The following is a 25,712-nucleotide window of genomic DNA, read 5'->3' as shown; positions in this document are numbered from 1 at the left end:
CTGTGCTATACTAATGAAAAACGGTTAGGGGGCGTGAAATGGCGATTAATCCAGCAAAAAAACTGAATGAAAAATGGCTCCTGTTGGCTAATTTGGCGGCCAACACCGGTCACGCCATGATTTGGCCGGTCACGACCCTGCACATGACCCTGTCACTGGGACAGACGCTGACGACTTCTGGGCTAGTGCTTTTGGTTGCGGCTTTAATGAACGTTCTGGGGTCCTTTGTTGCCGGTCAGCTCTTTGATCGATGGCGACCTTACCCAGCTTTATTGATTGCTTCGGCCATCGCCTTTTTCGCTGTTTCAACCCTTTTCTTTTATAATGGTTGGCCAGTCTTTGCCTTTTTGATTTGGCTGACCTCGCTTGGGCTTGGGTCGATCACGACTTTGCTAAACGCCTTTGCCACGACGGTGACTGGCAAGAACACCCGGGTCATCTTTAACAACATGTACATCGTTTTGAACATCGGGGTGGTTCTCGGGACGCTGGTCGTCGGCTACCTCTTTGACTACGGTTTTTCCTGGCTGATGCTGATTGCCGCCTTGCTCTACTTAACTCTGGGGATTGTGGTGGCCATCTTCTTCAACGTTGACACCAATCCCGTGACAACTGCCGAACCTGTTCTTGAAGAAACAGAAAACAAGACGGCCCTGGCAGAAGTAGCCGATGACAAAGTCGCTTCGCAAGGCGGTCGACCAAAGTTAAAAATCACGGTTCTGCTCGTTTGGATTGCCGCCTTTCTTCTATTAATGTATCTGTCCTACATGCTTTGGGAAACGGTCATGGCGACCTACCTGCACCGCATTGGGATTTCGACGGCTCACTACGCCAACCTCTGGGTCTTAAATGGGCTGACGATTATCGTCTTTCAGAAGATGATCTCAAACTGGGCCAACAAGCGTAACTATGCGATTTCGGTCATCGCCGGTGGGCTGATCTTTGCGACCTCCTTTTTGCTCATGCTCTTTGTGAACCAATTCTGGCAAATTGTCCTGGTTTTCGAATTGTTGACAGTGGGCGAGATGCTGGCCTCACCCCAGGTTCCCGCCTGGGTGGCACAGATGACGCCAAGAGAAGTTTCCGGCCAAGCCCAGGGCTTTGTTGGGATGATGATTTCCCTTGGCCGAATGCTCGGACCGGTTTACGGTGGTATCATGTTGGACCATGGCTGGTTTGCCGGCCTCTTCTTTTCGGTCTTTTTCGGCATGGTCTTGGTCAACCTCGGCCTCTATTTGATTGCGGCTAGGCAGTCGAAGAAAAACGCGTAAAAATGAATGGCGATTCGAATCGCTGATTGGTGTGAATAGAAAATGAAAACGTTAAATCGAACTTTTGCAACGATTCTCCTTTTGGGGGTCGTCTTTATTTTGGCTGGCGGCATTATCGGCCTGGGTCTGGCGCCCATTGCCCCGCTGCTTGTGGCCATTGCCTGGGTGGTGATGTGCATGCGCCTGACCGGGGTTTCCTTTAAAGATGCCCAGGCGGCATTGATTAAGGGGATTGAAGCGGGCATTGCGCCGCTTTTCTTGTTCCTCTTGATTGGGGCGATGATTGCCCTCTGGATTGGAACGGGGGTCATCCCAACCATGATCTGGGTCGGCTTTAAGCTGATTAATCCGCAGTGGTTCTTGCCAACCGCGCTGTTGACCTGTGCCTTGGTGGGGATGATGATTGGCTCGGCCTTTACAACGATGTCAACCGTCGGGGTGGCCTTGATGGGCATTGGAACGACGATTGGCTTTCACCCAGCCATGGTGGCCGGCTTTATCATTTCCGGTGCCATCTTTGGTGATAAGAGCTCGCCCTTGTCCGATTCAACCAACTTGGCGGCGGCCGTGGCCGAGGTCGACCTCTTTTCACATTTGAAGAATTTGATGTGGACGACCATCCCGGCCCTTTTGGTCAGCCTTTTGCTGGCCTTTGTCTTCGGATTGACCGGTGGGCACAGCGGAAACTTAGCCGCTGAAGGGGCTAGCTTAACGAATTTGATTCAGCCAACTTGGTGGGCCATTGTACCGATTGCCTTAATCTTCGTGACGGCCTTGAAAAAAGTCCCCGCCATTCCTTCCCTCTTAATCAACGTTTCCGTGACCTCCCTGTACTTCCTTTTCTCCGGCCACTCCTTAACGACTTGGTCGAACCTGGTGGTTAACGGGTTCAAGACGACTTCGCACAACGCTACTTTGATGGCACTGTTAAACCGGGGCGGCATGGTGGCGATGATGGATACTATCATGTTGATCATGTTGGCCCTTGGACTGGGTGGGCTGCTTTCCAACTTAGGCATTTTGCGGGCGGTGATGAACCCCTTGGTTTCCAAGCTAAAGTCTCAACGTTCCTTGGTCTTTGCCACTTTGGTTACCGGAATTGCCACGAACTTCTTGGTTGGCGAACAGTACCTGTCAACGATGTTGCCGGGCCAGCTCTTCAAAGAAGACTACAAGCGTTTCGGTCTTTCGCCACTGGCCTTGTCCCGGGCGATGGAAGATTCTGGAGCGATTGCCAATTACTTGGTTCCCTGGGGTGTTGCCGGGGCCTTTGCCAGCCAGACCTTGCACGTCTCGGTCTTGGCCTTCGTTCCCTTCACCTTCTTGGCCCTCTTTTCGCCAGTCTTTTCACTCTTGTCAGCCTTGACCGGAATTGGTTTGCGACAGGCAAAAGAAGACGCCGACCAAAAATAAATAATTGTCATCAAAAAGTCGGTGTATTTCACCGACTTTTTTCGTATGATTAGGTGTAGGGGAAGAAGCTACGGTGGAGGTTTGGATTCCCCTTGCGAAATGCCGTGAAATTTAGTATATTTAATAGACGTGAGTGCAGACATTGCACGCACTCCTTGCAACCAGCTGGTTGCCAGAGACCAAAAGGAGGAAAAATCGATGACCACAGCATACGAATTAACTTACATTATTCGCCCCGACATGGAAGCCGATGCTAAGAAGGCGCTCGTAGAACGCTTCGACGGTATCTTGTCTGACAACGGTGCGAACCTGACGAAGTCAGCTGACTGGGCCGCTAACCGCCGTTTCGCTTACGAAATCGCTGGTTACCGCGAAGGTACTTACCACGTTGTTGAATTTACTGCCGATTCTAACGAAGCAGCAAACGAATTCGACCGTTTGGCAAAGATCTCAGCCGACATCTTGCGTCACATGATCGTTAAAGCAGACGAAAAGTAAAACGAAATTCCACCGGGAGGGACCTAATAGATGATTAATCGAGTAGTTTTAATTGGACGGTTGACCCGTGATGTGGAATTGCGCTATACCCAGTCTGGGGTGGCGGTTGGTTCCTTTACGCTTGCCGTAAACCGGAACTTCACCAACGCCAATGGCGACCGGGAAGCTGACTTTATCAACGCCGTTATCTGGCGGAAGGCAGCGGAAAACTTTGCCAACTTTACTGGTAAGGGTGCCCTGGTTGCCATCGAAGGTCGTTTGCAAACCCGTAACTACGAAAACAACGCCGGCCAACGTGTCTACGTGACCGAAGTTTCAGTCGATAACTTCTCATTGTTGGAGTCAAAGGCTGATTCAGAACGTCGCCGTGCACAAAACGGTTCATCTGACCAGAGTCAGGGCGCTTCGTTTGGTGGGAACAACAACTACGGTTCTGCCGCAGCTGACCCATTTGCAAGCAACAACCAAAACAACAATCAAGCTGGCAGCCAAAGTGCTAACCCATTTGCCGCCAACACGAATTCGGAAATCGACATCTCAGATGACGATTTGCCATTCTAAAAATTCTTTTCAGAAAGGAGCATCTTCATGTCAGAACAAAACGCACGTCCACAACGTCGTCGCCCACAAGGCGGCCCACGTCGTCGCCGTAAGGTTGACTACATTGCAGCCAACCACATCGAAAACGTTGACTACAAGGACACGGAATTGTTGGAACGCTTCATCTCAGAACGTGGTAAGATTTTGCCACGTCGTGTGACTGGAACGTCAGCAAAGAACCAACGTAAGGTTACGGCCGCTATCAAGCGCGCCCGTATCATGGCGTTGTTGCCATTCGTCACTGAAGACTAATGGTTTTAAAGCAGGACTTCGGTCCTGCTTTTTCTTTATCCTTTTTTCGGTTGTGCGCCGATTTGGGTGCCGATTTTAATGGGGCAAGTTATGGTAAAATAGCCCTAAGGATATATAGATTGTTGAGGAAAACATGAAAACGTTTTTGAACATCGGGGCCCTGTCCCGCTACCAACAAAATAAGACTTTTGTCATGTCGACGGTCATGGCGGCTGTTGTGACCGTGCTTTCTTTGGTGCTGGCCATTTATGTCAATTGGGTCTTTGGACTTGTTTGGCTGTTAGTGCTCGTTGTCATGGCGGCCGGCTTAGTTCGCCAGTTGATTTTGTCGAGCCAGGATTCGGAATCCTACTTGGAAGAACTGACTTACCGGGTCAAAACGGGGCAGCAAGAGGCCGTTTTGCAGATGCCAGTCGGTATCGTTCTCTTCGACGACAAGCGTGTTGTTTGGGTGAACCCCTATCTGCAAGAGCTGCTGGGTGAACGAGACATTATCGGCAGCAATCTTTTGGATGATGAGGCGGAAATCAAATCTGCATTGGAAGACGAGGGGGAATCAACCATTCAATGGCTTGATCGCTCCTTTACGGTCGACTACCAAGAAGACTTGGGTGCTTTGTACCTATTGGACGCAACGGAAAACGTGGCCTTGGAAAAGAACCTGGCCGATCACCGTTTGGTAACGGGGATTGTTTCGGTCGATAACTATGAAGAAGTGACTGAAGGTATGCCGGATTCCGAAACGTCGAAGTTACGAACGGAAGTGACCGGTCAATTAACCGACTGGGCAAAGAACTACGATTTGTACGTTCGTCGTTTGTCGCCGGTTTCCTACCTGTTAATGGGCTACCAGCAAGATTTGAAGCGGGCCGAAGACGATAAGTTTTCCGTTGTGAAAGCCATTCGCGAAGCAACGGCGCAGCAGAATTCGCCGCTGACTTTGTCGATGGGAATCGCCTATGGCGAAAAGAACATCGCCTCCTTGGTTCAGTTGGCCCAGACCAACTTGGACTTGGCCCTGGGTCGTGGTGGTGACCAGGTGGTGGTGAAATCAGAAGACGCACCAGCTCGTTTCTATGGTGGAACAACCAACCCGATGGAAAAGCGGACCCGCGTTCGGGCACGTGTGATTTCTCAGACCATTGCCGAATTGATGGACCAATCGGATCAGATTTTTGTGGTCGGGCACAAGATGCCTGATCTGGATGCCGTTGGTTCTGCCATGGGTCTTTGGCGCTTTGCTCAGACCCGGGAAAAGAAAGCCTTTGTCGTCGTTGATGAAGAGCATATTTTCTCAGACATTCAGTCACTTTTGCAGGCGGTTCGCAACACGGACCCTGAAGATGCCGAACCAGGGGTGAACTTGGGCGCATCCATTGTCTCTGAAAAAGACGCTCTGGAACGCATGACGGATCAGTCACTCTTGATTTTGGTGGATCACGCCAAGGAACAGTTGACGGGTGCGCCAGAACTATTGGACGCCTTAGGCAACCGTTTGGTTGTCATTGACCACCACCGTTTGGCAGAGGATGGTTTGTCTGAAAAGCCAATGTTGACTTACATTGAACCATACGCCTCCTCGACTTCTGAACTGGTCACGGAATTGCTCCAGTACCAAAACCAGAAGGGGGCACCGATTACCCGATTGGAAGCGACCGCCATGTTGGGTGGTATCCAAGTTGATACGAAAAACTTTGTCTTGCGGACGGGATCGCGAACCTTCGATGCGGCCTCTTACTTACGGGCGAACGGGGCTGATAACGAATTGATTCAATCCTTCCTGAAGGAGAAGTTCGGAGATTTTAAGGCCCGGGCTGAATTGATTTCCCAGGCGGAAATTCGCGATGATGCCGCCATTTCGGTTGGCGATAACGACACGGTTTACCCTGGTGTTATCACTGCCCAGGCCGCCGATGAACTCTTGCAAATCAAGGGGGTCAAGGCTTCCTTTGTCTTGACTAAGCGCCAAGATGGCCGGGTCGGGATTTCGGCCCGTTCCAACGGCGACTTTAACGTCCAGACGGTGATGGAAGACCTCGGTGGGGGTGGCCACTTGTCAAACGCCGCCACACAGATGGCAGATGTCACAACAAATGATGCTTACGATCAATTGGTACAAGCAATTGAAGGACAAGAAGCTGAAGAAGCGTCTATTTAAGTTATAATAAAGGAAAGACTCGGGACCTCGTCCCCAAAAGGAGGCAGAAATGAAAGTTGTATTTTTGGAAGATGTAAAGGGTCGCGGTAAGAAGGGTGAAGTGAAGGAAGTGCCCGATGGCTACGCCAACAACTTCTTAATCAAGAACAAGAAGGCCGAACCAGCAACTGGTAAGAACCTGGGTGCTGTCAAGGGCCGTCAGAAGGCCGAAGAAAAGCAGGCCGCTGCTGAACTGGCCGCCGCAAACGATTTAAAGGCCTTTCTCGAAGACGAAAAAACGATTGTCGCGATTCCTGGAAAAGCCGGAACGGACGGCCGTTTGTTCGGTGCCGTTTCATCTAAGCAAGTGGTGGCGGCTTTGGAAAAGCAGTACCAAGTGAAGTTGGACAAGCGTAAGTTGCTGATGAACCAGCCAATTCACGCCATGGGCTTTTCAACCATTCCAGTTAAGCTGCACAAGCAAGTCCAAGCTGACCTGCGCGTTCACGTAAAAGAGGGGTAATCATGGCCGACGTTTTACTCATGGCCAATGAATACCGGCAGGCGCCCCAAGACATCGAAGCTGAAAAAGCCGTCTTCGGGGCGATTTTCTTTGATGTTAAGTCAGACACTGCCATGGTATCGGCCCAAGCCATCCTGGAACCGAAAGACTTTTACCGAACGGCCCACCAGGAAATTTTCAAGGCCATGCAGGCCTTGGTTAACGATGGTCGACCAATTGATGTGTTGACTTTACAAGACAAGTTGAATGCCAACCAACAGTTGGAAAACGTCGGTGGCATTGCTTATTTGGCTGAATTGGCCGAATCAACGGCATCGGCCGCTAACCTGAAGCACTATGCTAACATCGTTCACGAAAAAGCCGTCCTTCGACGCTTGATCGAAACGCTGACGAAGAACATGTCTTTGGCCTACGATGGGGCAACGGACTCGACGGAATTGCTGGAAGAAGTTTCCCACGAAGTCGATCAGTTAGCACAAAATCGGGGGAACGATGACCTTCGGCGCATCCAAGACGTCATTCACGAATTCCAGGACAATTTGGAAGCGGCTTCCGAAAACGATTCTGACATCGTTGGCCTGGCAACGGGCTATCCCGAGTTGGACAAGTTAACGCACGGCTTTCGCGAAGATCAGATGATTGTCATTGGTGCCCGTCCAGCCGTTGGAAAGACGGCCTTTGTCTTGAACGTGGCGAAAAACGCCGCCAAGTCCGAAAAAGTCCCCGTGGTTATCTTCTCCCTTGAAATGGGGGCGGTCGATCTGGTGACCCGTCTGGTGGCTGCCGAGGGATCGATTGATTCCAACCACCTGACGACCGGTCAGATGGATGATGAGGACTGGGCATCGCTGACGGTGGCGACGCAGTCCCTTTCTAACATGAAAATCTACATGGACGACACGCCGGGTATCCGAATTAACCAGATTGCTTCAAAGCTGCGGCAACTGGAAAAGGATTTGCTGGCCAACATGTCAGAAGAAGAACGTGATGAGAATCCCCATCCCCTGGGGATGGTCATGATTGACTACCTTGGTTTGATTGAATCTGGGAACACGGAAAGTCGTCAGCAGGCGGTTTCTGAAGTTTCTCGTTCCATCAAGAAGTTGGCCAAGGAATTGCACACGCCAATCATTGCCCTGGCCCAGCTTTCCCGTGGTGTGGAACAGCGAACGGACAAGCGGCCGGTTCTTTCGGACTTGCGTGAATCTGGTTCGATCGAACAGGATGCCGATATCGTGGCCTTCCTCTACCGTGACGATTACTACCGAAACGACGATGGCGAAGACGGGGCACCTGGACCGGCCGAGCCGGAGCAGGATTCCGTTCCAATTGATGTCATTTTGGAAAAGAACCGTGCAGGAGCCCGTGGTACGGCGACCTTGATGTTTAATAAGCCAACCTTCAAGTTTGCTGACCGTGCGCCGGAATACCGAGCGGGTGGTCCCGAAAACGGCCCGATCCCACCGGCTAACCTTAATAATTCATGGTAAAGAAAAACGACCTGTGAAAACACAGGTCGTTTTTTATTCGGTTAATTCTTCAAAGGAAGCGCCAATCATTTCGGCCAGTTCAACTGGATTTAGTTTATCCGAGCGCCCAAGTTCGCCCGCTGATACCAAAATAAAGTCGGCATTTTCCGCATGTTTGTCGATGTAGATGGGGAAGTGCTTGTTTTGCCAAATGCCAACCGGGTTATTGGCCCCATGAATGTAGCCGGTGGTCTTTTCGAGTTCTTTCATCGGCAACATGTGCGCCTTTTTGTTGCCGGACACGGCCGCCAGTTTTTTCATGTCCAAGCGCTCGGTCAGTGGGACAACGGCAACCACTGGGCCGGTCTTGTCGCCCTTTGCTGCCAGTGTTTTGTAGATGTCGGATTCCTTAATTCGGAGTTCTGCAAACTTGGCCTGTTTTTCTTCTTCGGTTAAATCAAGGGCGTTGATGGCCAGGGACTCATACGAAAGGCCGTGCTTATCCAAGACTTGTTCTGGTAACGTTTTTTTATCTTTTTTCTTCTTTGCCATAGTTTTATTCTAGCATAGCCGTCAAGGAGCTGAGTTGGTCCAATGGTAAAACTGGTCGGACCAATTTGTGGTAAAATCAGCCTATGACAGAATCAAAATACGTAACGGTGCAAGCCGACATTAAATCAAAAATCTACCAGGGGGCCTACCCCGATTTGAAGCTGCCGGATGAACGGTCGATGGCAGAAGACTACGGGGTTTCTCGTTCATCCATCAAACGGGCCTTGAGTGTCTTAGTCCAGCAGGGGATTATTTTTAAGAAGCGTGGTTCCGGGACTTTTGTGAACCCGCTTTACTTGAAAAACCAGGCCATTTTTCAGCACGAGGGATCGAACTTGGGGGTTTCGGACTCCTTTCGGATTAACGGGCAGGCGCCGTCGATTGAGCTGCTTGACTTTCGCGTGATTCAGGCCAATCCCGAACAGCAGTCGGCCCTTTTCTTAAACGACGGGGACTTTGTCTACGAGATTAAGCGCTTGAGGAAGTTAGACGGCGTGCCCTTCATGATCGAGTACGGTTACGTGCCGATTTCGCTTTTACCCGGTCTGAAAAAAGAAAACGTGACGCAATCGATATACGGCTACGTGGAAAAAGAAAAGCAAAAGAAGGTGACCCGGTCTTTCATGACGATTATGGCGGCCCCGTCAAACGAAGAGGAGCAGCAGCTGTTGAAGCTCAAGAAAACGGAACCGGTTGGGATCATGGAAGGAATCTTCTTCATGGACGACGGCACGCCCTTGGAATACGCCAACATGCGCCTGCATTATCAGTACCTTCGCTATAACGCCTTTGTGTCGATTTCATCGGAATAAAAAGAGCAAGAAGGGCGACTTTTTCAGATTAAAATGGAAAAGTCGTCCTTTTTATAATTGGACCGCTCCAATTATAAAAACAGGTGTAACCAAAATCGAGAAAGTTCGTCCCATCGACCCAATTACCTTGAAACCCATTTAATCTGCAGATATAATAATACTTGTAAATATTTAACCGGAGGTGTGCATAAGCACCCTTCGTGGAAAGAAAAAGGAGTACTATTTACATGGTTGATTACAACTCAAAAGAGTACTTGGAACTCGTTGACAAGTGGTGGCGTGCTACCAACTATCTGTCAGCTGGGATGATTTTTTTGAAGTCAAACCCATTGTTCTCAGTAACTAAGACGCCAATTCAAGCTGAAGACGTGAAGGTTAAGCCTATCGGGCACTGGGGTACGATCTCTGGTCAAACTTTCTTGTACGCTCACGCAAACCGTCTGATCAACAAGTATGACTTGAACATGTTCTACATCGGTGGACCAGGACACGGTGGCCAGGTAATGGTTACCAACGCCTACCTTGATGGTGAATATACGGAAGATTACCCAGAAGTTACGCAAGACTTGAAGGGTATGTCAACGTTGTTCAAGCGCTTCTCATTCCCAGGTGGAATTGGTTCGCACATGACGGCCCAGACGCCAGGTTCTTTGCACGAAGGTGGCGAATTGGGATACTCATTGTCCCACGCCTTCGGTGCTGTTTTGGATAACCCTGACCAAATCGCTTTCGCGGTTGTTGGTGATGGTGAAGCCGAAACTGGTCCATCAATGACGTCATGGCACTCAATCAAGTTCTTGAACGCCAAGAACGACGGTGCCGTTTTGCCAATCTTGGACTTGAACGGATTTAAGATTTCAAACCCAACGATCTTCTCACGTATGTCAGATGAAGAAATCACAAACTTCTTCAAGGGTCTTGGCTACTCAGCTCGTTTCATCGAAAACGACGACATCCACGACTACATGGCATATCACGAAAAGGCTGCGTCAATCTTTGACCAAGCCATCGAAGATATCCAAGCCATCCAAAAGGCTGCCCGTGAAGACGGTAAGTATGAAGATGGTACGATCCCTGCATGGCCTGTAATTATTGCTCGCCTTCCTAAGGGATGGGGTGGACCAACGCACGACCAAAAGGGAATGCCAATCGAAGATTCATTCCGTGCCCACCAAGTTCCATTGCCACTTGGCCAAAACAACTTGGAAACGTTGCCACAATTCGAAGAATGGATGAACTCATACAAGCCTGAAGAATTGTTCAACGCTGATGGTTCATTGAAGGATGAATTGAAGGCAATCGCTCCTAAGGGCGACAAGCGTATGTCTGCTAACCCAATCACGAACGGTGGACGTAAGCGCGGTGAAGATCTTAAGGATCTTGACTTGCCAGACTGGCACGAATACACGAACAACATTACTGCCGACAACCGTGGAACTTTGTTGCCAGACGGTAACCACAACATGGACATGTTCACTTTGTCAACTTACCTTGAAAAGGTAATGCAAATGAACCCTAAGTCATTCCGTTTCTTCGGACCTGACGAAACCATGTCAAACCGTCTCTGGTCATTGTTTGACACGACGAACCGTCAGTGGATGGAAGAAGTCAAGACGCCAAACGACCAATACGAAGCCCCAGAAGGCCGTATCTTGGATGCTCAATTGTCAGAACACCAAGCTGAAGGTTGGTTGGAAGGTTACACGTTGACTGGTCGTGTTGGAATCTTCGCTTCATACGAATCATTCCTCCGCGTTGTCGACTCAATGATCACTCAGCACTTCAAGTGGTTGCGTCACGCCTCAGAACAAGCATGGCGTAATGACTACCCATCATTGAACTTGATTTCTACTTCAACTGCTTTCCAGCAGGACCACAACGGTTACACTCACCAGGATCCTGGTATGTTGACTCACTTGGCCGAAAAGAAGTCAAACTTCATCCGCCAGTACTTGCCAGCCGATGGTAACGCTACTTTGGCCGTGATGGACCGTGCCTTCTCAGAGCACTCAAAGGTTAACCACATGGTTATCTCTAAGCAACCACGTCAGCAATGGTTCTCAGCTGCTGAAGCTGAAGTTCTTGCTAACGAAGGTTTGGCCGTAATCGACTGGGCTTCTACTGCACCTTCTGCTAAGGTTGACATTACCTTCGCATCTGCAGGTACTGAACCTACGATCGAAACGTTGGCTGCCCTCTGGTTGGTTAACCAAGAATTCCCAGACGTTAAGTTCCGTTACGTTAACGTTGTTGAATTGCTTCGTTTGCAAAAGAAGTCTGAAGCAGCCGGAAACGACGAACGTGAATTGTCTGCTGACGAATTCAACAAGTTCTTCCAAGCTGACACACCTGTTATCTTCGGATTCCACGGTTACGAAAACTTGGTTGAATCATTCTTCTTCGAACGCAAGTTCCGCGGTGATGTATACGTTCACGGATACCGTGAAGATGGTGACATCACGACGACTTATGACATGCGTGTCTACTCACACCTTGACCGCTTCCACCAAGCGAAGGAAGCTGTCGAAGTCCTTTCAGGACGTGGCGTAATCGATCAAGCTGCTGCTGATACGTTCATCTCAAAGATGGATGACATCTTGGCAAAGCACATGAAGGTTACCCGTGAAGAAGGTCGAGACATCGAAGAATTCACGAAGTGGCAATGGTCACCTTTGAAGTAAGCTGAACACCCTTCAAAGAGAACGAGCCCTGCGCTCGTTCTTTTTTTGTGGGTAAAAGCAGTGAAAAAGTCCAGGCGACTTTAAGGAAATTTGCTATAATAGCCCTAATTGGAAAGGGACTCATTCATGAAAAAGATCAAATTAATTTCAATTGACATTGATGGTACGCTTTTAAACGATAACCGTGAGATTACGCCGGCTGTTAAAGCAGCCGTTCAACTGGCAAGCGAACAAGGAATCTACGTTGTGATTACGACGGGGCGGCCGGCTACTGGTGTCAAAAAAGTGATTGAGGAACTTGGACTGGTTTCTGAAAACCAGTACGTGATTACTCACAACGGGGGAATGGCGCAATCGACGGACCATTCAAAAATGGTCTACCACGAGTCGCTTCCCTGGGAGCTCTTTAAGGAAGCCGAAGCCTTTGCCATGACACAGGGTGCTTACCTCCAAATCGAATCAGACGAATATGCCTATACGATGGCTCGTGAACAAAACGTTTTCGTTTCACAAGAAAACTATGTTGTTCAGTTGCCTTTAAAAGTCGTTGACTCCATTGCCGACATGCAGGCGGTGCCCTTTGTAAAGGCCATGCTAATTGGTGAGAAAGATTTTATCGATGGGGTTCAGAAAAAGGTTCCGGAAGATCTGCTCGAAAAGGCAAATGTGGTGCGCTCAACGCCAAATAATTTGGAATTTATGAACCGCGATGCCTCGAAGGGGGCGGCTATGCTGGCCCTTGCCAAGGAATTGGGCATTGAAAAAGACGAAACCATGGCCATTGGCGATCAGGAAAACGACGTTACGATGATTCGCCAGGCCGGCATTGGTGTGGCCATGGGCAATGCCGTTGCCATGATTCAAGAAGCCGCCGATGTGCAAACGACGGATAACAACCATGACGGTGTGGCAGAAGCCATTAAAAAATACGCACTGACGGACAATTGATGATGATTGGAGGACTGCTGAAAAGCGGTCCTCTTTTTTAGCCTAATTTTGTTATAATAGAAGGGTAATCTCGCAAATGATGCTTGGAGTAAATGAATCTATGTCACAGTCAAATATTAAGCTCTTTTCTCTCTCATCCAACCACCCCTTAGCCGAAAAAGTCGCGGCTGAAGTTGGCGTGCCCCTTTCCGATATTTCGGTTAAGCGCTTTGCCGATGGGGAAGTTCAGATTAACATTGAAGAATCTGTTCGTGGTGCGAACGTTTTTGTTATTCAGTCAACGTCACAGCCGGTTAACGATAACTTGATGGAATTGTTGATCATGATTGATGCCTTGAAGCGGGCATCTGCCGAACAGATTAACGTGGTTTTGCCTTACTATGGCTATGCTCGACAGGATCGTAAGGCCCGCTCACGCGAACCAATCACGGCTAAGTTGGTTGCCAACATGATTGAACGTGCCGGGGCAACCCGTGTCATGGCTTTGGACTTGCACGCTGCACAGATTCAAGGATTCTTCGATTTGCCAATGGATCACTTGCAGGGGGCGCCACTTTTGGCTGACTACCTGATTGAAACGGGCATTGCGGACAAGGAAAACGCCGTGGTTGTCTCACCGGATCACGGTGGGATGACTCGTGCCCGTAACTTGAACAACATGCTTGGCTTGGATGCGCCGGTTGCTGTTATCGATAAGCGTCGGCCAAAGCCAAACGTTGCCGAGGTTGGTTCAATTGTCGGTGATGTTGCTGGTAAGACGGCCATCATGGTTGATGACATGATCGACACGGCTGGAACCATCACGCAAGGAGCACAATTGGTTCTGGAACACGGGGCCAAGGAAGTTTATGTGGCTGCTTCCCACGCCGTCTTCTCCGGGCCTGCCTTGGAACGCCTGCAAAACTCCGTCTTTACCAAAGTCATTGTGACCGACTCGATTAACTTGCCGGACTCAAAGAAATTCGATAAGTTGGAAATCGTTTCCGTTGGTGAATTGATTGGTGAAGCCATTCGTCGTGTATCGATGAACGAAGCCATTAGCCCATTGTTCAAGCACCGCTTCCGCCGTCGTAACCAGTAATTTCGTGTGGCTTTGCACGAAATAAAGCGGTGGTGCGCTAGCATTTAAAAATCTTGATATGTCAAAAGCCCGACCACCGTATTCATATAATACAGTGGTCGGCTTTTCTATTTCCTTTATCAGTAAAAGAGTTCACATGGGACGCAAGTATGTTACAATAAGCCATATGTATTAATTTTTTTATATGGAGATGGGGTTCATGTATAAAATCATAGTCGTTGATGACGAAAAACCAATTTCAGATATCATCAAATTCAACTTGGTCAAAGAAGGTTACGAAGTTGTAACAGCAAGTGATGGCCAGGAAGCTTTGGATATGTACCAGTCCGAAAAACCCGACCTGGTCCTACTCGATCAAATGCTGCCTGAAATCGAAGGAATTGAAGTTTTGCGTCAGATCCGCGCCAAGGATAAGACGCCGGTCATCATGGTGACGGCTAAGGACTCCGAAATCGATAAGGTGATTGGGCTCGAAATGGGTGCTGATGACTACATTACGAAGCCATTCTCAAATCGTGAAATGGTTGCTCGAGTAAAGGCGAACTTACGTAATCGTCACTCCGCTGGTCGTAACGATGAATCGGCATTGAACCAAGACGATATCCAGTTGGGTAATTTGGTCATCCACACAAAGACTTACATGGTGACAAAGGACGGTGTTGATGTTGAATTGACACACCGTGAATTTGAATTGTTGGCCTACATGGCCCAACACATTGGCCAAGTCATGAACCGTGAAAACTTGCTTCGACAGGTTTGGGGTTACGACTATTTTGGCGATGTTCGTGCCGTTGATGTAACGGTTCGCCGCCTTCGTGAAAAGATTGAAGACGTGCCATCCCACCCCGTTTGGTTGGGAACCCGTCGTGGGGTTGGTTACTTCCTTTCATCAGGTAAGCAGGGTCAATAAATTACAATTGAGGAGGACAAGGCAAACGCCCGTCTGTGAATATGAATTTTCTTGTTAAAACGATACAATCGATTCGATTCCGGCTGGCGCTCGTCTTTGTCCTCTTTTTTGTTGTCTTATTCGAATCGGTCGGCATTTTCTTTGTTCACCAAATTGAATCAACCGACCTGATTAATTCCGGTAGCCGGTTGACGATGCCTTCCTATATGCAAAACGGCGTTGTGCAGGGATTAAAGAATCCAGATGATGCCGCTGCGAAAAAGGCCATGAATCAATCAGTCAGCAATTTTGATGACAAGATGATTGACAACGTTGTGGTCTATAATGCGGCTGGCAATATTGTTAGTCAAAGAAAGCACCCCACGGTGAGGTCAGCTAGTAATCGGGGCATTGATGCTAATACCGTGTTAGCGCTAAAAAATAGTTCGGCTTACCGGAAAGTCCGGACAAACGACGGTTCTGTAGGGCAAGAAGTGATTGTGACTACCCCCTTGAAGAGCGAAGGGAAGGTTGTCGGGGCCGTTGTGGTCTATGGCAACCTGCATGAAGTTTATTCAAATGCGCGCCGGGTCATGTGGCTCTTCATCTTGGCCGGTGTCCTGACGGTTGTGGCTGCCATCTACTTGGCCTATATTCTGTCCCGGACGGTGACGAAACCAATCGAACAGATTGCTAAGCAAACGGCCCGCATTACGGCTGGTGACTATGCCATGGTCAACAAGATTGCCGGTTCGAATGAAATCGCGACACTGGCCCAGTCGGTCAACGTGATGTCACAAAAGATTGCCTCATCGACCGAGATGATCTCGAATGAAAAGAACCGACTTTACTCGGTCTTGCACCACATGACCGATGGGGTACTGTTGACTGACGCGCGTGGCCGCTTAACGATTATTAACCAGGCCGCTTCGGACTACTTAAAAGTCAATGAGTACGAGGCCCTTGGGCAACCGGTCTTTGATATTTTGGACATGCCAGAGTACCAAAACATTCGTGACCTAATTAAAACGAAGAAGCCCTTTACGATGGACTTGGGCGACCGAATCATCGAAGTCCGGATCTCAATGATCAAAGATCCATCGGGAATGATTAACGCGTTGATTTTGATTTTGCACGATGTGACTTTGCAATTGAAGACCGAATCGGACCGGAAGAACTTTGTTTCAAACGTCTCCCACGAACTGCGTACGCCTTTAACATCGGTTACCTCTTACATTGAGGCACTGGTCGATGGTGCCAAAGATAATCCCGAAACGCTGGACGCCTTTTTGTCCGTTATTCAAAACGAAACGGAGCGAATGTCTCGAATGGTCGCCGACTTGCTCGAACTTTCGCGGATTGATCAGGGCACCATGGAACTGAAGACTGAACTGGTTAACTTGAATAAAATGGTCAACTTCGTCTTGGACCGTTTCGACATGATGATTCGAACGGACAACACTAAGGAGACCAAACACCCCTTGAAGATTGACCGACAGATTCTTGATGAAGAGCTCTGGGCTGACGTCGATCACGATAAGATCATGCAGGTCTTGGATAACCTGTTGAACAACGCCTTTAAATACTCACCGGATGGTGGAACGATTACGGTTTCGCTTAACAAAGTCGGAGATAAGGCCCGCATTAGTGTGGCCGACCAAGGACTTGGAATTCCGGTAAAAGACCAGCAACAAGTCTTCAACCGTTTCTTCCGTGTTGACAAGTCCCGGTCTAGAGCCATGGGCGGAACCGGACTTGGTTTGGCCATTTCAAAGGAAGTCATTGAAACCTTTGGTGGTCGGATTTGGGTTGATTCGAAAGAGGGCGTTGGCTCGGTCTTCAGTTTCGAACTGAACTATGTTGATGACGATTTGTTGTCCGACGATACACTGTGGGATGAGTAGAAGGACCGCGTTAATCTTAGATTAATGCGTGTCGGCTAAGCTAATGAGAGCAAAAACTTGGAGTGCATTATGGAAAGTAAGCTCACAAAATTAATTTTGGCTGGTGCCTTTGCTGGCTTAATTGGTGGATCGGCCGTCCTAGCTGGTCAGGAAATCTACCAAAACTATCAGGTCACCCATTCAAAGGTCCTGACCGAAGCAAACACCACCAAACAGTTGAATTCCTCAGACACTGCCTCAACGGCCTATTCCAAAGTCGCCAACGCCGTCGTTTCGGTTGTGAACTTCAAAAAGTCCGGGTCGACTTTTGAAGAGTCCTCCGAAGGATCCGGTGTTGTCTACAAGAAGGCCGATGGCTCTGCCTTCATCGTGACCAACAACCACGTGATTGACGGGGCGGCGAAGATTCAGATTATTACCAACAGTAATCGAACCGTCGTGGCTGATTTGGTTGGTAAGGATTCACTGACGGATTTGGCCGTTTTGAAGGTGACCGATGCAGACGATTTGTCCGCCGCCTCCTTTGGTGATTCCGAAAAGATTGCCGTTGGACAAAAGGTGCTGGCCATTGGTTCGCCACTTGGCTCCGAATACGCTTCGTCTGTGACGGAGGGAATTATTTCGGCTACCAAGCGCCTGGTTAATTCTGATGACACGTCAAACGCCAACTACGGTGGCTCGACGGTTATTCAGACCGACGCCGCCATCAACCCCGGAAATTCCGGTGGGCCCTTGATTAACTTCGCTGGTCAGATTGTCGGAATTAACTCGATGAAGCTGTCCTCTTCCTCATCGGGAACGGCCGTTGAAGGGATTGGCTTCGCCATTCCTTCCGATCAGGTGGTTAACATCGTCAACAAGCTGGTCAAGTACGGCAAGGTCACCCGTCCCGCTCTTGGGATTTCGATGATCAACCTGACCCAGGTGCCAGCAGACGAGCAAAAGTCAACTTTGAAACTGCCAACCGATGTGTCGGGCGGTGTCGTTGTCTACAAGGTGAACGATGATTCACCGGCGGATAAGGCTGGCCTGAAGAAGTACGACTTGATTGTCGGAATCGATGGCAAGACGGTCTCCAACCAGGCCGACTTGCGCGAAAAGCTCTACCAGCACAAGGTAGGCGATAAGATTAAGCTGACCTACTACCGCGGTAGCGATAAGAAGACGGTGACTATCAAGTTGAACCAGACTTTGCAATCGTAAAGAAACGGTAATATCGAATTAAAAACAGCCTAAGCTGAATGCTTGGGCTGTTTTTTGGTGCGGATTTGCCTGACTTTTGAAAAGTCAAGACTACTGGTTCGATATGAATTTTGCTATACTAAAAAAAGCGAAAGTTTAGGAGAAAAATCATGATTGTAATGGCAGGAACAATTGGGGCTGGAAAGACGTCGTTGACGGATATCCTGGCCGAGCACTTGGAGGCGAAGGCCTTTTACGAAAGTGTGGATAACAACCCTATTTTGCCCCTCTTTTACAAGGATCCAAAAAAGTACGCCTTCCTCTTGCAGGTTTACTTCCTAAACAGCCGATTGGACCAAATTATGGCCGCTCAAAAAGAAGAAAAGGCCATTATTGACCGTTCCATCTTCGAAGATGCTCTGCTCTTTAAGCTAAATGCCGACCTGGGTCGTGCAACGCAGACCGAAGTGAATATTTACCAGGACCTCGTGAACAACGTCTTGCAAGAAGTCGATGAAGAACACCAGTTGAAGACGCCAGACCTGTTGATTCACGTTCGCGTTTCCTTGGATACCATGTTGGAACGGATTGCCAAGCGTGGCCGTCCTTACGAACAAGTGGAGCAGGATCCGGACTTGTACCAGTACTACAAGGACTTGAACCAGCGTTACGAAGACTGGATTGAAGAATATGACCGTTCACCAAAGTTGATTATCAACGGCGATGAATTAAACTTTGTTGAAGATGCAGCGGCTCGTGAAACGGTTTTGAAGATGATTGATGATAAGCTGGCCGAAGTGAAGGCAAGCTAAAAATAAAAAAGCTTAACCGTCGGGTTAAGCTTTTTTATTCAGATTAGCCAAGGACCTTGAGCATCATGTTTTGGAAGTCGGAAACGAAGCGTTCCTGGTCAACTAAAACAGCCGCCTTAGAAGTCGTTTCATCTAAGAGCTTGTCGGTATCACCGATGGTCCGACCGTAATCACCACTGACGCGGTCGGTCGTGACCTTCATGTTCAATGGTAAGGTATCAATGTAGTCGGGTTGAACAGCCACGGCCACGGCCAAGGGATCGTGGAGAGCCGCACCACGCTTATCAATGTCCAAGTTGTAGTAGGCATCGATGTAGTAATCCATGATATCAGCGTATAGTTCGGCCTTCTTTGTGCCAAGGGCCCGCCACTCAGCGGTTTCCTTCTTGGTCAAAAGGGTCCGAAGGGTCACGTCCAAGCCCACCATGGTCAGCTTTTGCTGCTCTTGGAAGACGGTGTTGGCTGCTTCGGGATCCTGGTTAATGTTGGCTTCCGTAAAGGGGGTCACGTTGCCAGGGACCGTCAAGGCCCCACCCATCAAAGTCGTCTGACCAATCAACTTGGCAATCGCCGGATCCTTTTCCAAGGCCAAGGCCAGGTTCGTCAATGGACCGGTTGGCAGGTAGACTAAGTCGTCTTTGTATTGGTGAGCAGCCTCGATTAAGAAGTCGATGCCGGATTGGTCAGACACGGACCGTTCGGATTTTGGCACCGTGACGTCCCCGAGGCCGTTTTGACCGTGAATCGTTTTGGACACTTCCATCACGGTAAAGTCGTCCGTCGTCGTTGAGTGGCTGGCCCCGTAGAAAACAGGCACGTCAGATGCGCCCAAGAGATTGAGCAAATCAAGGGAGTTCTGAGCAGTCACGGGTGTTAGATTGTTTCCGTATGAGGCAATGATCCCAATCAGGTCGATGTCTTCGTGGCCAACGGCATAAGCCAGGGCCAGAGCGTCATCGATACCGGTATCGAGATCTAAAATCATTTTGTAGCGTGGCATTGAAAGTCTCCTTTGTTTCGGTACAATAAGTATAGCAAAAAAACGTGCAAAAAAGGCGTTTATTCTGAGAAAGATTTGGTAAATTCCGAATGAATGATACAAAACATAAAGAAATGTACGATATTATAGTGATTGGTGCCGGACCAGTCGGCCTCTTTGCTGGTTATTATGCTTCCTTGCGGGCTGCTAAGGTCTTATTGTTGGAAGCCCAAGAAACATTTGGCGGCCAAGTGGCCACGCTCTACCCGGATAAGAAAATTTGGGACGTGGCCGGTCTGGCCGGTGAAAGTGGTCGACAGCTGATTGACGGGCTGGTTGAACAGGCCAAGCGTTTTGATTTAGAAATGCAGACCGGTGCCCGGGTGACCGACCTTCAAAAAGAGGCCGACGGGACTTTTACCGTTGTGATTAATGATGGTGCGGCAAAGAAAGCGGCTAAAACCGTCATCCTGGCCACGGGGAAGGGGGCCTTTGAACCTCGGCGCCTGCAGGTTGAAAACGAAGCGGCCTTAGTTGAAAAGGGGCTTTCATACGTGGCGGATAATTTGGCTAACTACGCCGGTCAGAAGGTCGCCGTGCTCGGTGGTGGCGATTCGGCCGTGGACCTGGCCAATGAGTTGGCGGAAAGGGCTAGTCAGACCTATCTGATTCACCGCCGGGAGACTTTTCGGGCCATGGAGCAGTCGGTCAAAGAGCTGCAGGCTTCTGCTGTCATAAAAAAGACCCCATACAAAGTCGCCCGGGTCGATGAAAAAGGGGGACAACTCACTCTTTCTTTGGTCAACCCAAAAGATGAACAGCAGAAAGAAAGTTTGACGGTTGATCAACTGATCGTCCAGTACGGCTTTAAGACGGCGGGCCAGGCGGAGCGGCAGTGGTCGATCGACGTCGACTGGGATAAGGCCGGCCTCCTGGTTTCTGAGCAGGTCAAGACCAAGCAGGAAGGGCTCTTTGCCATTGGTGATTTGACTTCCTACCCCGAACACGTCGATTTGATTGCCACGGGCTTTGGCCAGGCACCGGCAGCGGTGAATGCTGCTTTGGCCCTGGTTGCTCCGGAAAAGGGCGGCCCCGGTCATTCCTCATCATTAGTGATCGAACCTTAAGAAAAGCAGTGCCATGGCACTGCTTTTTTGGTTGGCTGCTGATACAAAAGTCACGGGCTTCTTTCGATTTGTAAAAGATGCTTAAGCAAAGGTTAAGCATGGCGCGAATCCCTTTTCTCTCGGCTCTTCTCTGCTAATCTATAGTGGAGAAGCGCTAGATTGAAATGGAGGTTATTGTTATGGAAAATAACACAATGAAGCAACTCAGCAAGCGCCTGATGGTCACTGCCGGAGCCACGACTTTGGCAGCCACGGGCGCTGTCCTGGGGGCTAACGTTATTGGAAACGCACAATCCGTTTCCGCTAACGATGTTTCGGGGCAAACAAGCCAGACGGAAAACCAGAACCAATGGTCAGCCAATTCAGTTGACCATGTTCAAGCAGCAATCCAAAAGCAGGGGGCCAAGAACCTGGCCGACTACCACGTCCAATGGGGTGACACTTTGTCTGCCATTGCCGATGCGTTTGGAACGACAACTGATGATGCAGCCAACCAACTGGGCTTGGCTGATCACGGCCTTTTGGTGGCTGGTCAAAAGATGGGCCAGCAAGCCGAAATCATCCAAGGCTTGAAGGATGCCGGCTACTTGCAAGAGGGTCAAAAGACCACGCAAGCCGACTTGGGTAACGGCGATCAGAACTTGATCGTTTTGCAGCAGGGAACGCCTACTTTGGATAGCCAAGATGCTGCCCAAGCCAACCAGGATGCAGCCGTTGTGAACAACCAGACTGGCTCACAGTCAGGTTCAGAAGCTGCCTACCAGCAAGCTTCCCAGGCTGCTGCAGATAGCCAAGCGGCTTCCCAGGCTTCATCACAAGCAGCTTCCCAAGCTGCCTTGCAGACGCAAGCTAGTCAGGCCCCAGCCGCTAGCCAAAGTCAGGCAACGTCAAACAGCCAAAGCGCAACGTCTGAGGCAAACAACGCGACGGATGCTAATGACGAAAACAATGGCATCTCAACGCGAATGGGTGACGATAACGAGCAAGCGGATACTCAGGCGAACAACTATGCCGTGGATACCCAGGGTTCTGTCGCACCAACCGCCTACACGCCAGCTGCCAACAACGTTGACAACAGCCAGGCGGCTAACCAGGCCCCAGCCCAGACGAACCGGGTGGATTCAAACGCCGTCATCAACTGGTTCTACAACCACATGGGCCAGCTGACATACGACATGTCTGGTTCACGAAACGGTACCGATGGCACCGCCGACTGTTCCGGCTCCATGGTCGAAGCCTTGTACGAAGCCGGTGCATCAAAGCCAGCTTACCTGTACAACACGGACTCCATGCACAGCTACCTGCAAGCCAATGGCTACCACTTGATTTCAACCAACACACCTTGGGATGCTGAACGAGGTGACATCGTCATCTGGGGTCAGCAGGGGGCCTCTGGTGGTTCCGCCGGTCACGTGCAAATCATGACGGATGATACAAACGCCATCTCCGTAAACTACGCTCATGGTGATCAAGCCGGTGCGGCCGTTTCCGTTTGGAATTACGACAACGCCTACTACTATAACCAAAAGGCAAATGGTGGTAGCTTGGCCTACTACGTTTACCGTCAGTAATCAAACAAAGTCAAAAGCAGCGCTTCGTTCATATGAACGGGGGCTGTTTTTTCTTTGTAAAAAGGGCAAGGAGGGGCAATGTTAAGATTCTTTGCTACTAAAAAGCCTGAAATCTTGCTATGGTAAAAGCCAAGGAGGACGAATCACATGCAAATTGCTGAAAAATTAAAGAAATCCGAAAGCAACAGGGCTTAACGCAGGAAGACCTGGGGCAAGCTCTTCACCTGACGCGGCAAACGGTTTCCAACTGGGAACAGGGCAAAAGCCTACCCAGTCTTCAAGACGTGGTGACGATTAGTGATTCCTATGGGATTTCACTGGACGAACTAATCAAGGAGGACCAGCAAATGCGCAACAAGATTGAAGAGGCCGATCGCAAGGAAGACCGTCAGGACAAAGTCTACGCCCTGGCCTATGTTATCAACGGATTGACTTTAACGGTCCTTATCTTGAACCACTACCTAAACTTCTTACCAAAGGTGACCGGGATACTGAACCTCGTCCTTGTGGCTGCAGTGATCGCCCTTTATTTGGCGGTTAAACAACCGGTCGTGCTTTATGAAAACAAGTGGTCAATGTTGGCCATCTTGGCCGCCTTCCTCTATTTCCTATCAATTGGACTGACGACAACGGCCGGCTCGATTAAGAGTTCCTTTGACATGGGCCATTGGCTGGGTGAGGTGACGCATGTCTTAATTTTGACCAGTTCAGCCTACTTCCTTCCTCAAGTACCAGAATGGCTAAAAAAGAAAATGTAAAAGAAAAAAGACCAACACCGTAGTGTTGGTCTTTTCATTTAGTGGTCAGTCAGGGGCTCGAACCCTGGACCCACGGATTAAGAGTCCGTTGCTCTACCAACTGAGCTAACTAACCAGTTTGTTTCAAACAACAGATATTATTGTAGCATGGCGGCTAGGGCCAGGCAAGGTTTTTAGCGAAAAAAATCGAAAAAAATTAGTCCAAGTTTCCTTCAATCACGATCCGGTTTCCTTCGGAATCTTCGACCGTCAGGGCGACCTTGTTGGAAAAGCGCTCCTCGCGCTCCAAAACGGGCACGAAGTTGTTCTTTAAATGCTGCTGTAAGGAACTTTCGTGGTCGCGAACCAGGAGTTCAAAGTCCTTTTCGACTGGCCCTTCGACAAAGGTTAATTCTTCGTGATCGACCGCAAGTCGTCGCTCGTCTTGTTGGCCTACTTGGGGCAGGTCAAAAACGTCCCGCCAGAAGCGGTAGGCCCGGTTTTTATCGGTGGCGGGGATGGTTTTGTGGTTTAGTTTACGGACTTTCATAAAAAACTCCTCGAGGATCTTTCTTCTAGTATAGGCCAAGCGTCTTGGCTTTGCTATGGAAATGGGCCAAAATGTGCTAGAATTAGGGCTATGGCATTATTAGAAGTAAGTGGGCTGTCAATGGCCTACGCAGAAAAAACCTTATACGAAAACGCGGAACTGGAACTCCAGGCCGGTGAACACATGGGCATTGTCGGTCAAAACGGGGCCGGCAAGTCAACCTTGATCAGGATTTTGACCGGTCAGGTCTTGCCCCTTTCCGGAAAAATCGAGTGGGCCAAGAACCTGAAGATTGGTTACCTGGATCAGTACGCCGAAATTCCTGCGGGGATGACCCTGGTGGACTTTTTGCACACCGCCTACCAGGACCTCTACGACAAGCAGGACAAGATGACGGCGCTCTACGAAAAGTACGCGGCGACGGCAGATGACAAGCTGCTCGAAAAGGCTGGGCGAATCCAAGAAGAGCTGGATGCCGCCGGCTTCTATGACGTCGATACCGAAATTGAGCGGGTGATCTCCGGGCTTGGTCTGGAAGTAATTGGGCGCGACCGCGAACTGGAACACATGTCCGGTGGGCAGCGTGCCAAGGTGATTTTGGCCAAGCTTCTGCTTGAAAACGATGACGTCATCATTTTGGATGAGCCAACCAACTACCTCGATGTTTCTCACATTGAATGGCTGGAAGGCTTCTTGCAAAACTTTGAAGGCGCTGCCATGATCATTTCCCACGACTTTGACTTCTTGGACAAAGTCACCAACGCCATTGCTGACGTTTCCTTTGGGAAGATTACCAAGTACCGTGGTTCTTTCCAAAAGGCCATGCGGCAAAAGGCGGAGCGGACGGACCAACAGATCCGCCAGTACGAAAAGCAGCAGGAAGAAATCGCCAAGGCTGAGAAGTTTATTGCCAAAAACAAGGCCCGTGCCTCAACTTCCAAGCAGGCCCGTTCCCGCGAAAAGATGCTGGCTCGAATGGATAAACTCGAACCGCCTCAGGAAAACCTGAAGGCCAAGTTTAACTTCCCATACGTCAACACGCAATCGGCCGCGGCCTTAACGGTGACCAAGCTCTCGGTTGGCTACGATCAGCCAATCCTGGAACCCGTATCCTTCTCCATTACTACCGAAAAGAAGCTGGTCTTTGCCGGCTTTAACGGGGCGGGTAAGTCTACTTTGATTAAATCAATTCTGGGTGACATTCCAAAGCTGGGTGGAACGGTTGAGTTCTCCCCATCCGCCGTCGTGAACTACTTTGACCAGGACCTGGATTGGGACAATGACCAGCAAACGCCTTTGCAGGCCATGCAGGACCTTTTCCCAACCATCTTGCCAAAGGAGCTCCGGCAGCGTTTGGCCGGGGCTGGAATCAATTCCGAAAACGCCCAAAAGCCACTCTTCCAACTTTCAGGAGGGGAGCAGACGAAGGTCAAGCTGGCCATTATGGAAATGAAGCCATCGAACTTCTTGATTCTAGATGAGCCAACCAACCACTTGGACGAAGAAACGAAGAATGCTTTGTACAAGGCCATCAAGGCCTTCCCAGGAAACGCCATCATCGTTTCCCACGAAGTTTCCTTTACCAAGGACTTGGCGGATCAGACTTTGAACGTCGCCGCTTTGTCTTACAAGGAAAATCCGGAAGGATAGCAAAAAGCACACGCAGGTGTGCTTTTTTTGTGGACTTTTCTTAATGCACCCGTATAATGTTTCTTAAAATGAGA

General features: G+C 49.5%; 23 protein-coding genes, 1 tRNA gene and 1 pseudogene. 21 read left to right on the top strand and 4 right to left on the bottom strand.

Going from position 1 to position 25,712, the window contains the following annotated elements; translation table 11 throughout:
- The first annotated feature begins 38 nt into the window (after window positions 1–38).
- The 8 genes from G6R28_RS05635 to dnaB all read left to right on the top strand — a co-directional run bounded on the left by G6R28_RS05635 (window position 39) and on the right by dnaB (window position 8,184).
- Window positions 39–1,271 (top strand): MFS transporter, encoded by a 1,233-nt coding sequence (locus G6R28_RS05635; RefSeq protein WP_213793266.1) that lies wholly within the window; start codon window positions 39–41, stop codon window positions 1,269–1,271.
- A gap of 42 nt (window positions 1,272–1,313) precedes the next feature.
- A complete protein-coding gene (locus G6R28_RS05630; protein WP_213793265.1) occupies window positions 1,314–2,684 on the top strand; it encodes a Na+/H+ antiporter NhaC family protein in 1,371 nt (456 codons plus the stop codon).
- Window positions 2,685–2,882: 198 nt separating this feature from the next.
- Window positions 2,883–3,182 (top strand): 30S ribosomal protein S6, encoded by a 300-nt coding sequence (rpsF, locus tag G6R28_RS05625; RefSeq protein WP_213793264.1) that lies wholly within the window; start codon window positions 2,883–2,885, stop codon window positions 3,180–3,182.
- Between the two features lie 30 nt (window positions 3,183–3,212).
- A complete protein-coding gene (gene ssb / locus G6R28_RS05620; protein ID WP_213793263.1) occupies window positions 3,213–3,743 on the top strand; it encodes a single-stranded DNA-binding protein in 531 nt (176 codons plus the stop codon).
- Window positions 3,744–3,770: 27 nt separating this feature from the next.
- On the top strand, window positions 3,771–4,034 hold the full coding sequence (gene rpsR / locus G6R28_RS05615; RefSeq protein ID WP_213793262.1) for a 30S ribosomal protein S18: 264 nt from the start codon (window positions 3,771–3,773) through the stop codon (window positions 4,032–4,034).
- A 133-nt stretch (window positions 4,035–4,167) separates the two neighbouring features.
- On the top strand, window positions 4,168–6,192 hold the full coding sequence (locus tag G6R28_RS05610) for a DHH family phosphoesterase (RefSeq protein WP_213793261.1): 2,025 nt from the start codon (window positions 4,168–4,170) through the stop codon (window positions 6,190–6,192).
- A 49-nt stretch (window positions 6,193–6,241) separates the two neighbouring features.
- Window positions 6,242–6,694: a 50S ribosomal protein L9 gene (rplI, locus tag G6R28_RS05605; RefSeq protein ID WP_213793260.1), complete on the top strand. Its 453-nt coding sequence runs from the start codon at window positions 6,242–6,244 to the stop codon at window positions 6,692–6,694.
- A 2-nt stretch (window positions 6,695–6,696) separates the two neighbouring features.
- Window positions 6,697–8,184 carry a replicative DNA helicase gene (dnaB, locus tag G6R28_RS05600; protein ID WP_213793259.1) on the top strand — a complete coding sequence of 496 codons (1,488 nt, stop codon included), beginning with the start codon at window positions 6,697–6,699 and terminating at the stop codon, window positions 8,182–8,184.
- A 33-nt stretch (window positions 8,185–8,217) separates the two neighbouring features.
- Here dnaB and G6R28_RS05595 read toward each other — a convergent pair whose 3' ends face one another.
- A complete protein-coding gene (locus tag G6R28_RS05595; protein ID WP_213793258.1) occupies window positions 8,218–8,715 on the bottom strand; it encodes an aminoacyl-tRNA deacylase in 498 nt (165 codons plus the stop codon).
- 83 nt (window positions 8,716–8,798) lie between these two features.
- Between G6R28_RS05595 and G6R28_RS05590 the strand changes: the two genes are divergently transcribed.
- The 8 genes from G6R28_RS05590 to G6R28_RS05555 all read left to right on the top strand — a co-directional run bounded on the left by G6R28_RS05590 (window position 8,799) and on the right by G6R28_RS05555 (window position 19,024).
- Window positions 8,799–9,527 (top strand): GntR family transcriptional regulator, encoded by a 729-nt coding sequence (locus G6R28_RS05590; protein ID WP_213793257.1) that lies wholly within the window; start codon window positions 8,799–8,801, stop codon window positions 9,525–9,527.
- Window positions 9,528–9,754: 227 nt separating this feature from the next.
- Window positions 9,755–12,208 (top strand): phosphoketolase family protein, encoded by a 2,454-nt coding sequence (locus G6R28_RS05585; RefSeq protein WP_213793256.1) that lies wholly within the window; start codon window positions 9,755–9,757, stop codon window positions 12,206–12,208.
- A gap of 126 nt (window positions 12,209–12,334) precedes the next feature.
- The gene (locus G6R28_RS05580; RefSeq protein WP_213793255.1) at window positions 12,335–13,156 is read left to right on the top strand and encodes a Cof-type HAD-IIB family hydrolase; all 822 of its coding nucleotides are present in this window, start codon (window positions 12,335–12,337) and stop codon (window positions 13,154–13,156) included.
- 100 nt (window positions 13,157–13,256) lie between these two features.
- On the top strand, window positions 13,257–14,237 hold the full coding sequence (locus G6R28_RS05575) for a ribose-phosphate diphosphokinase (protein ID WP_213793254.1): 981 nt from the start codon (window positions 13,257–13,259) through the stop codon (window positions 14,235–14,237).
- A gap of 199 nt (window positions 14,238–14,436) precedes the next feature.
- Window positions 14,437–15,147 (top strand): response regulator YycF, encoded by a 711-nt coding sequence (gene yycF / locus G6R28_RS05570; RefSeq protein WP_213793253.1) that lies wholly within the window; start codon window positions 14,437–14,439, stop codon window positions 15,145–15,147.
- Window positions 15,148–15,188: 41 nt separating this feature from the next.
- On the top strand, window positions 15,189–17,030 hold the full coding sequence (locus tag G6R28_RS05565) for an ATP-binding protein (protein ID WP_213793252.1): 1,842 nt from the start codon (window positions 15,189–15,191) through the stop codon (window positions 17,028–17,030).
- Between the two features lie 66 nt (window positions 17,031–17,096).
- Window positions 17,097–18,233 carry a S1C family serine protease gene (locus G6R28_RS05560; RefSeq protein WP_213793296.1) on the top strand — a complete coding sequence of 379 codons (1,137 nt, stop codon included), beginning with the start codon at window positions 17,097–17,099 and terminating at the stop codon, window positions 18,231–18,233.
- Between the two features lie 149 nt (window positions 18,234–18,382).
- Window positions 18,383–19,024 carry a deoxynucleoside kinase gene (locus tag G6R28_RS05555; RefSeq protein ID WP_213793251.1) on the top strand — a complete coding sequence of 214 codons (642 nt, stop codon included), beginning with the start codon at window positions 18,383–18,385 and terminating at the stop codon, window positions 19,022–19,024.
- A 43-nt stretch (window positions 19,025–19,067) separates the two neighbouring features.
- Here the strand turns inward: G6R28_RS05555 and G6R28_RS05550 are convergent, their stop codons facing one another.
- On the bottom strand, window positions 19,068–20,024 hold the full coding sequence (locus G6R28_RS05550; protein WP_213793250.1) for a nucleoside hydrolase: 957 nt from the start codon (window positions 20,022–20,024) through the stop codon (window positions 19,068–19,070).
- 113 nt (window positions 20,025–20,137) lie between these two features.
- On the opposite strand from G6R28_RS05550, the gene G6R28_RS05545 reads away from it, so the two are divergent.
- The 4 genes and pseudogenes from G6R28_RS05545 (at window position 20,138) to G6R28_RS05535 (ending at window position 23,459) form a co-directional block, all read left to right on the top strand.
- Entirely contained in the window at window positions 20,138–21,130 is a 993-nt protein-coding gene (locus G6R28_RS05545; RefSeq protein WP_213793249.1) for an NAD(P)/FAD-dependent oxidoreductase, read from the top strand.
- A gap of 179 nt (window positions 21,131–21,309) precedes the next feature.
- Window positions 21,310–22,701 carry a C40 family peptidase gene (locus G6R28_RS05540; protein ID WP_213793248.1) on the top strand — a complete coding sequence of 464 codons (1,392 nt, stop codon included), beginning with the start codon at window positions 21,310–21,312 and terminating at the stop codon, window positions 22,699–22,701.
- A gap of 164 nt (window positions 22,702–22,865) precedes the next feature.
- Window positions 22,866–23,039: pseudogene (locus tag G6R28_RS06660) on the top strand (helix-turn-helix transcriptional regulator); the annotation flags it as partial.
- Between the two features lie 9 nt (window positions 23,040–23,048).
- Entirely contained in the window at window positions 23,049–23,459 is a 411-nt protein-coding gene (locus G6R28_RS05535; protein WP_238479365.1) for a hypothetical protein, read from the top strand.
- 42 nt (window positions 23,460–23,501) lie between these two features.
- Here G6R28_RS05535 and G6R28_RS05530 read toward each other — a convergent pair.
- Window positions 23,502–23,574 (bottom strand) — tRNA-Lys (locus G6R28_RS05530).
- Window positions 23,575–23,655: 81 nt separating this feature from the next.
- Window positions 23,656–23,988, bottom strand: coding sequence for a VOC family protein (locus tag G6R28_RS05525; protein ID WP_213793247.1), 333 nt, complete (start codon window positions 23,986–23,988; stop codon window positions 23,656–23,658).
- A gap of 90 nt (window positions 23,989–24,078) precedes the next feature.
- Between G6R28_RS05525 and G6R28_RS05520 the strand changes: the two genes are divergently transcribed.
- Complete coding sequence (locus G6R28_RS05520) at window positions 24,079–25,638, top strand: ABC-F family ATP-binding cassette domain-containing protein (RefSeq protein ID WP_213793246.1); 1,560 nt, start codon at window positions 24,079–24,081, stop codon at window positions 25,636–25,638.
- Window positions 25,639–25,712 lie beyond the last annotated feature (74 nt).

Origin of the sequence: Fructobacillus papyrifericola (assembly GCF_018437235.1) — a bacterium.
Taxonomy (GTDB): domain Bacteria; phylum Bacillota; class Bacilli; order Lactobacillales; family Lactobacillaceae; genus Fructobacillus; species Fructobacillus papyrifericola.
This window is presented reverse-complemented; position numbering and strand designations above follow the sequence as displayed.

Excerpts from the sequence above, each read along its gene's own strand:
- rplI (WP_213793260.1), top strand. The coding sequence starts at position 6,242 with ATGAAAGTTGTATTTTTGGAAGATGTAAAGGGTCGCGGTAAGAAGGGT.
- ssb (WP_213793263.1), top strand. The coding sequence starts at position 3,213 with ATGATTAATCGAGTAGTTTTAATTGGACGGTTGACCCGTGATGTGGAA.
- G6R28_RS05590 (WP_213793257.1), top strand. The coding sequence starts at position 8,799 with ATGACAGAATCAAAATACGTAACGGTGCAAGCCGACATTAAATCAAAA.
- G6R28_RS05580 (WP_213793255.1), top strand. The coding sequence starts at position 12,335 with ATGAAAAAGATCAAATTAATTTCAATTGACATTGATGGTACGCTTTTA.
- G6R28_RS05585 (WP_213793256.1), top strand. The coding sequence starts at position 9,755 with ATGGTTGATTACAACTCAAAAGAGTACTTGGAACTCGTTGACAAGTGG.
- yycF (WP_213793253.1), top strand. The coding sequence starts at position 14,437 with ATGTATAAAATCATAGTCGTTGATGACGAAAAACCAATTTCAGATATC.
- dnaB (WP_213793259.1), top strand. The coding sequence starts at position 6,697 with ATGGCCGACGTTTTACTCATGGCCAATGAATACCGGCAGGCGCCCCAA.
- G6R28_RS05520 (WP_213793246.1), top strand. The coding sequence starts at position 24,079 with ATGGCATTATTAGAAGTAAGTGGGCTGTCAATGGCCTACGCAGAAAAA.
- G6R28_RS05540 (WP_213793248.1), top strand. The coding sequence starts at position 21,310 with ATGGAAAATAACACAATGAAGCAACTCAGCAAGCGCCTGATGGTCACT.
- G6R28_RS05595 (WP_213793258.1), bottom strand. The coding sequence starts at position 8,715 with ATGGCAAAGAAGAAAAAAGATAAAAAAACGTTACCAGAACAAGTCTTG.
- G6R28_RS05630 (WP_213793265.1), top strand. The coding sequence starts at position 1,314 with ATGAAAACGTTAAATCGAACTTTTGCAACGATTCTCCTTTTGGGGGTC.
- G6R28_RS05575 (WP_213793254.1), top strand. The coding sequence starts at position 13,257 with ATGTCACAGTCAAATATTAAGCTCTTTTCTCTCTCATCCAACCACCCC.
- G6R28_RS05545 (WP_213793249.1), top strand. The coding sequence starts at position 20,138 with ATGTACGATATTATAGTGATTGGTGCCGGACCAGTCGGCCTCTTTGCT.
- G6R28_RS05525 (WP_213793247.1), bottom strand. The coding sequence starts at position 23,988 with ATGAAAGTCCGTAAACTAAACCACAAAACCATCCCCGCCACCGATAAA.
- G6R28_RS05610 (WP_213793261.1), top strand. The coding sequence starts at position 4,168 with ATGAAAACGTTTTTGAACATCGGGGCCCTGTCCCGCTACCAACAAAAT.
- G6R28_RS05555 (WP_213793251.1), top strand. The coding sequence starts at position 18,383 with ATGATTGTAATGGCAGGAACAATTGGGGCTGGAAAGACGTCGTTGACG.
- G6R28_RS05565 (WP_213793252.1), top strand. The coding sequence starts at position 15,189 with ATGAATTTTCTTGTTAAAACGATACAATCGATTCGATTCCGGCTGGCG.
- rpsF (WP_213793264.1), top strand. The coding sequence starts at position 2,883 with ATGACCACAGCATACGAATTAACTTACATTATTCGCCCCGACATGGAA.
- G6R28_RS05550 (WP_213793250.1), bottom strand. The coding sequence starts at position 20,024 with ATGCCACGCTACAAAATGATTTTAGATCTCGATACCGGTATCGATGAC.
- G6R28_RS05635 (WP_213793266.1), top strand. The coding sequence starts at position 39 with ATGGCGATTAATCCAGCAAAAAAACTGAATGAAAAATGGCTCCTGTTG.
- G6R28_RS05535 (WP_238479365.1), top strand. The coding sequence starts at position 23,049 with ATGCGCAACAAGATTGAAGAGGCCGATCGCAAGGAAGACCGTCAGGAC.
- rpsR (WP_213793262.1), top strand. The coding sequence starts at position 3,771 with ATGTCAGAACAAAACGCACGTCCACAACGTCGTCGCCCACAAGGCGGC.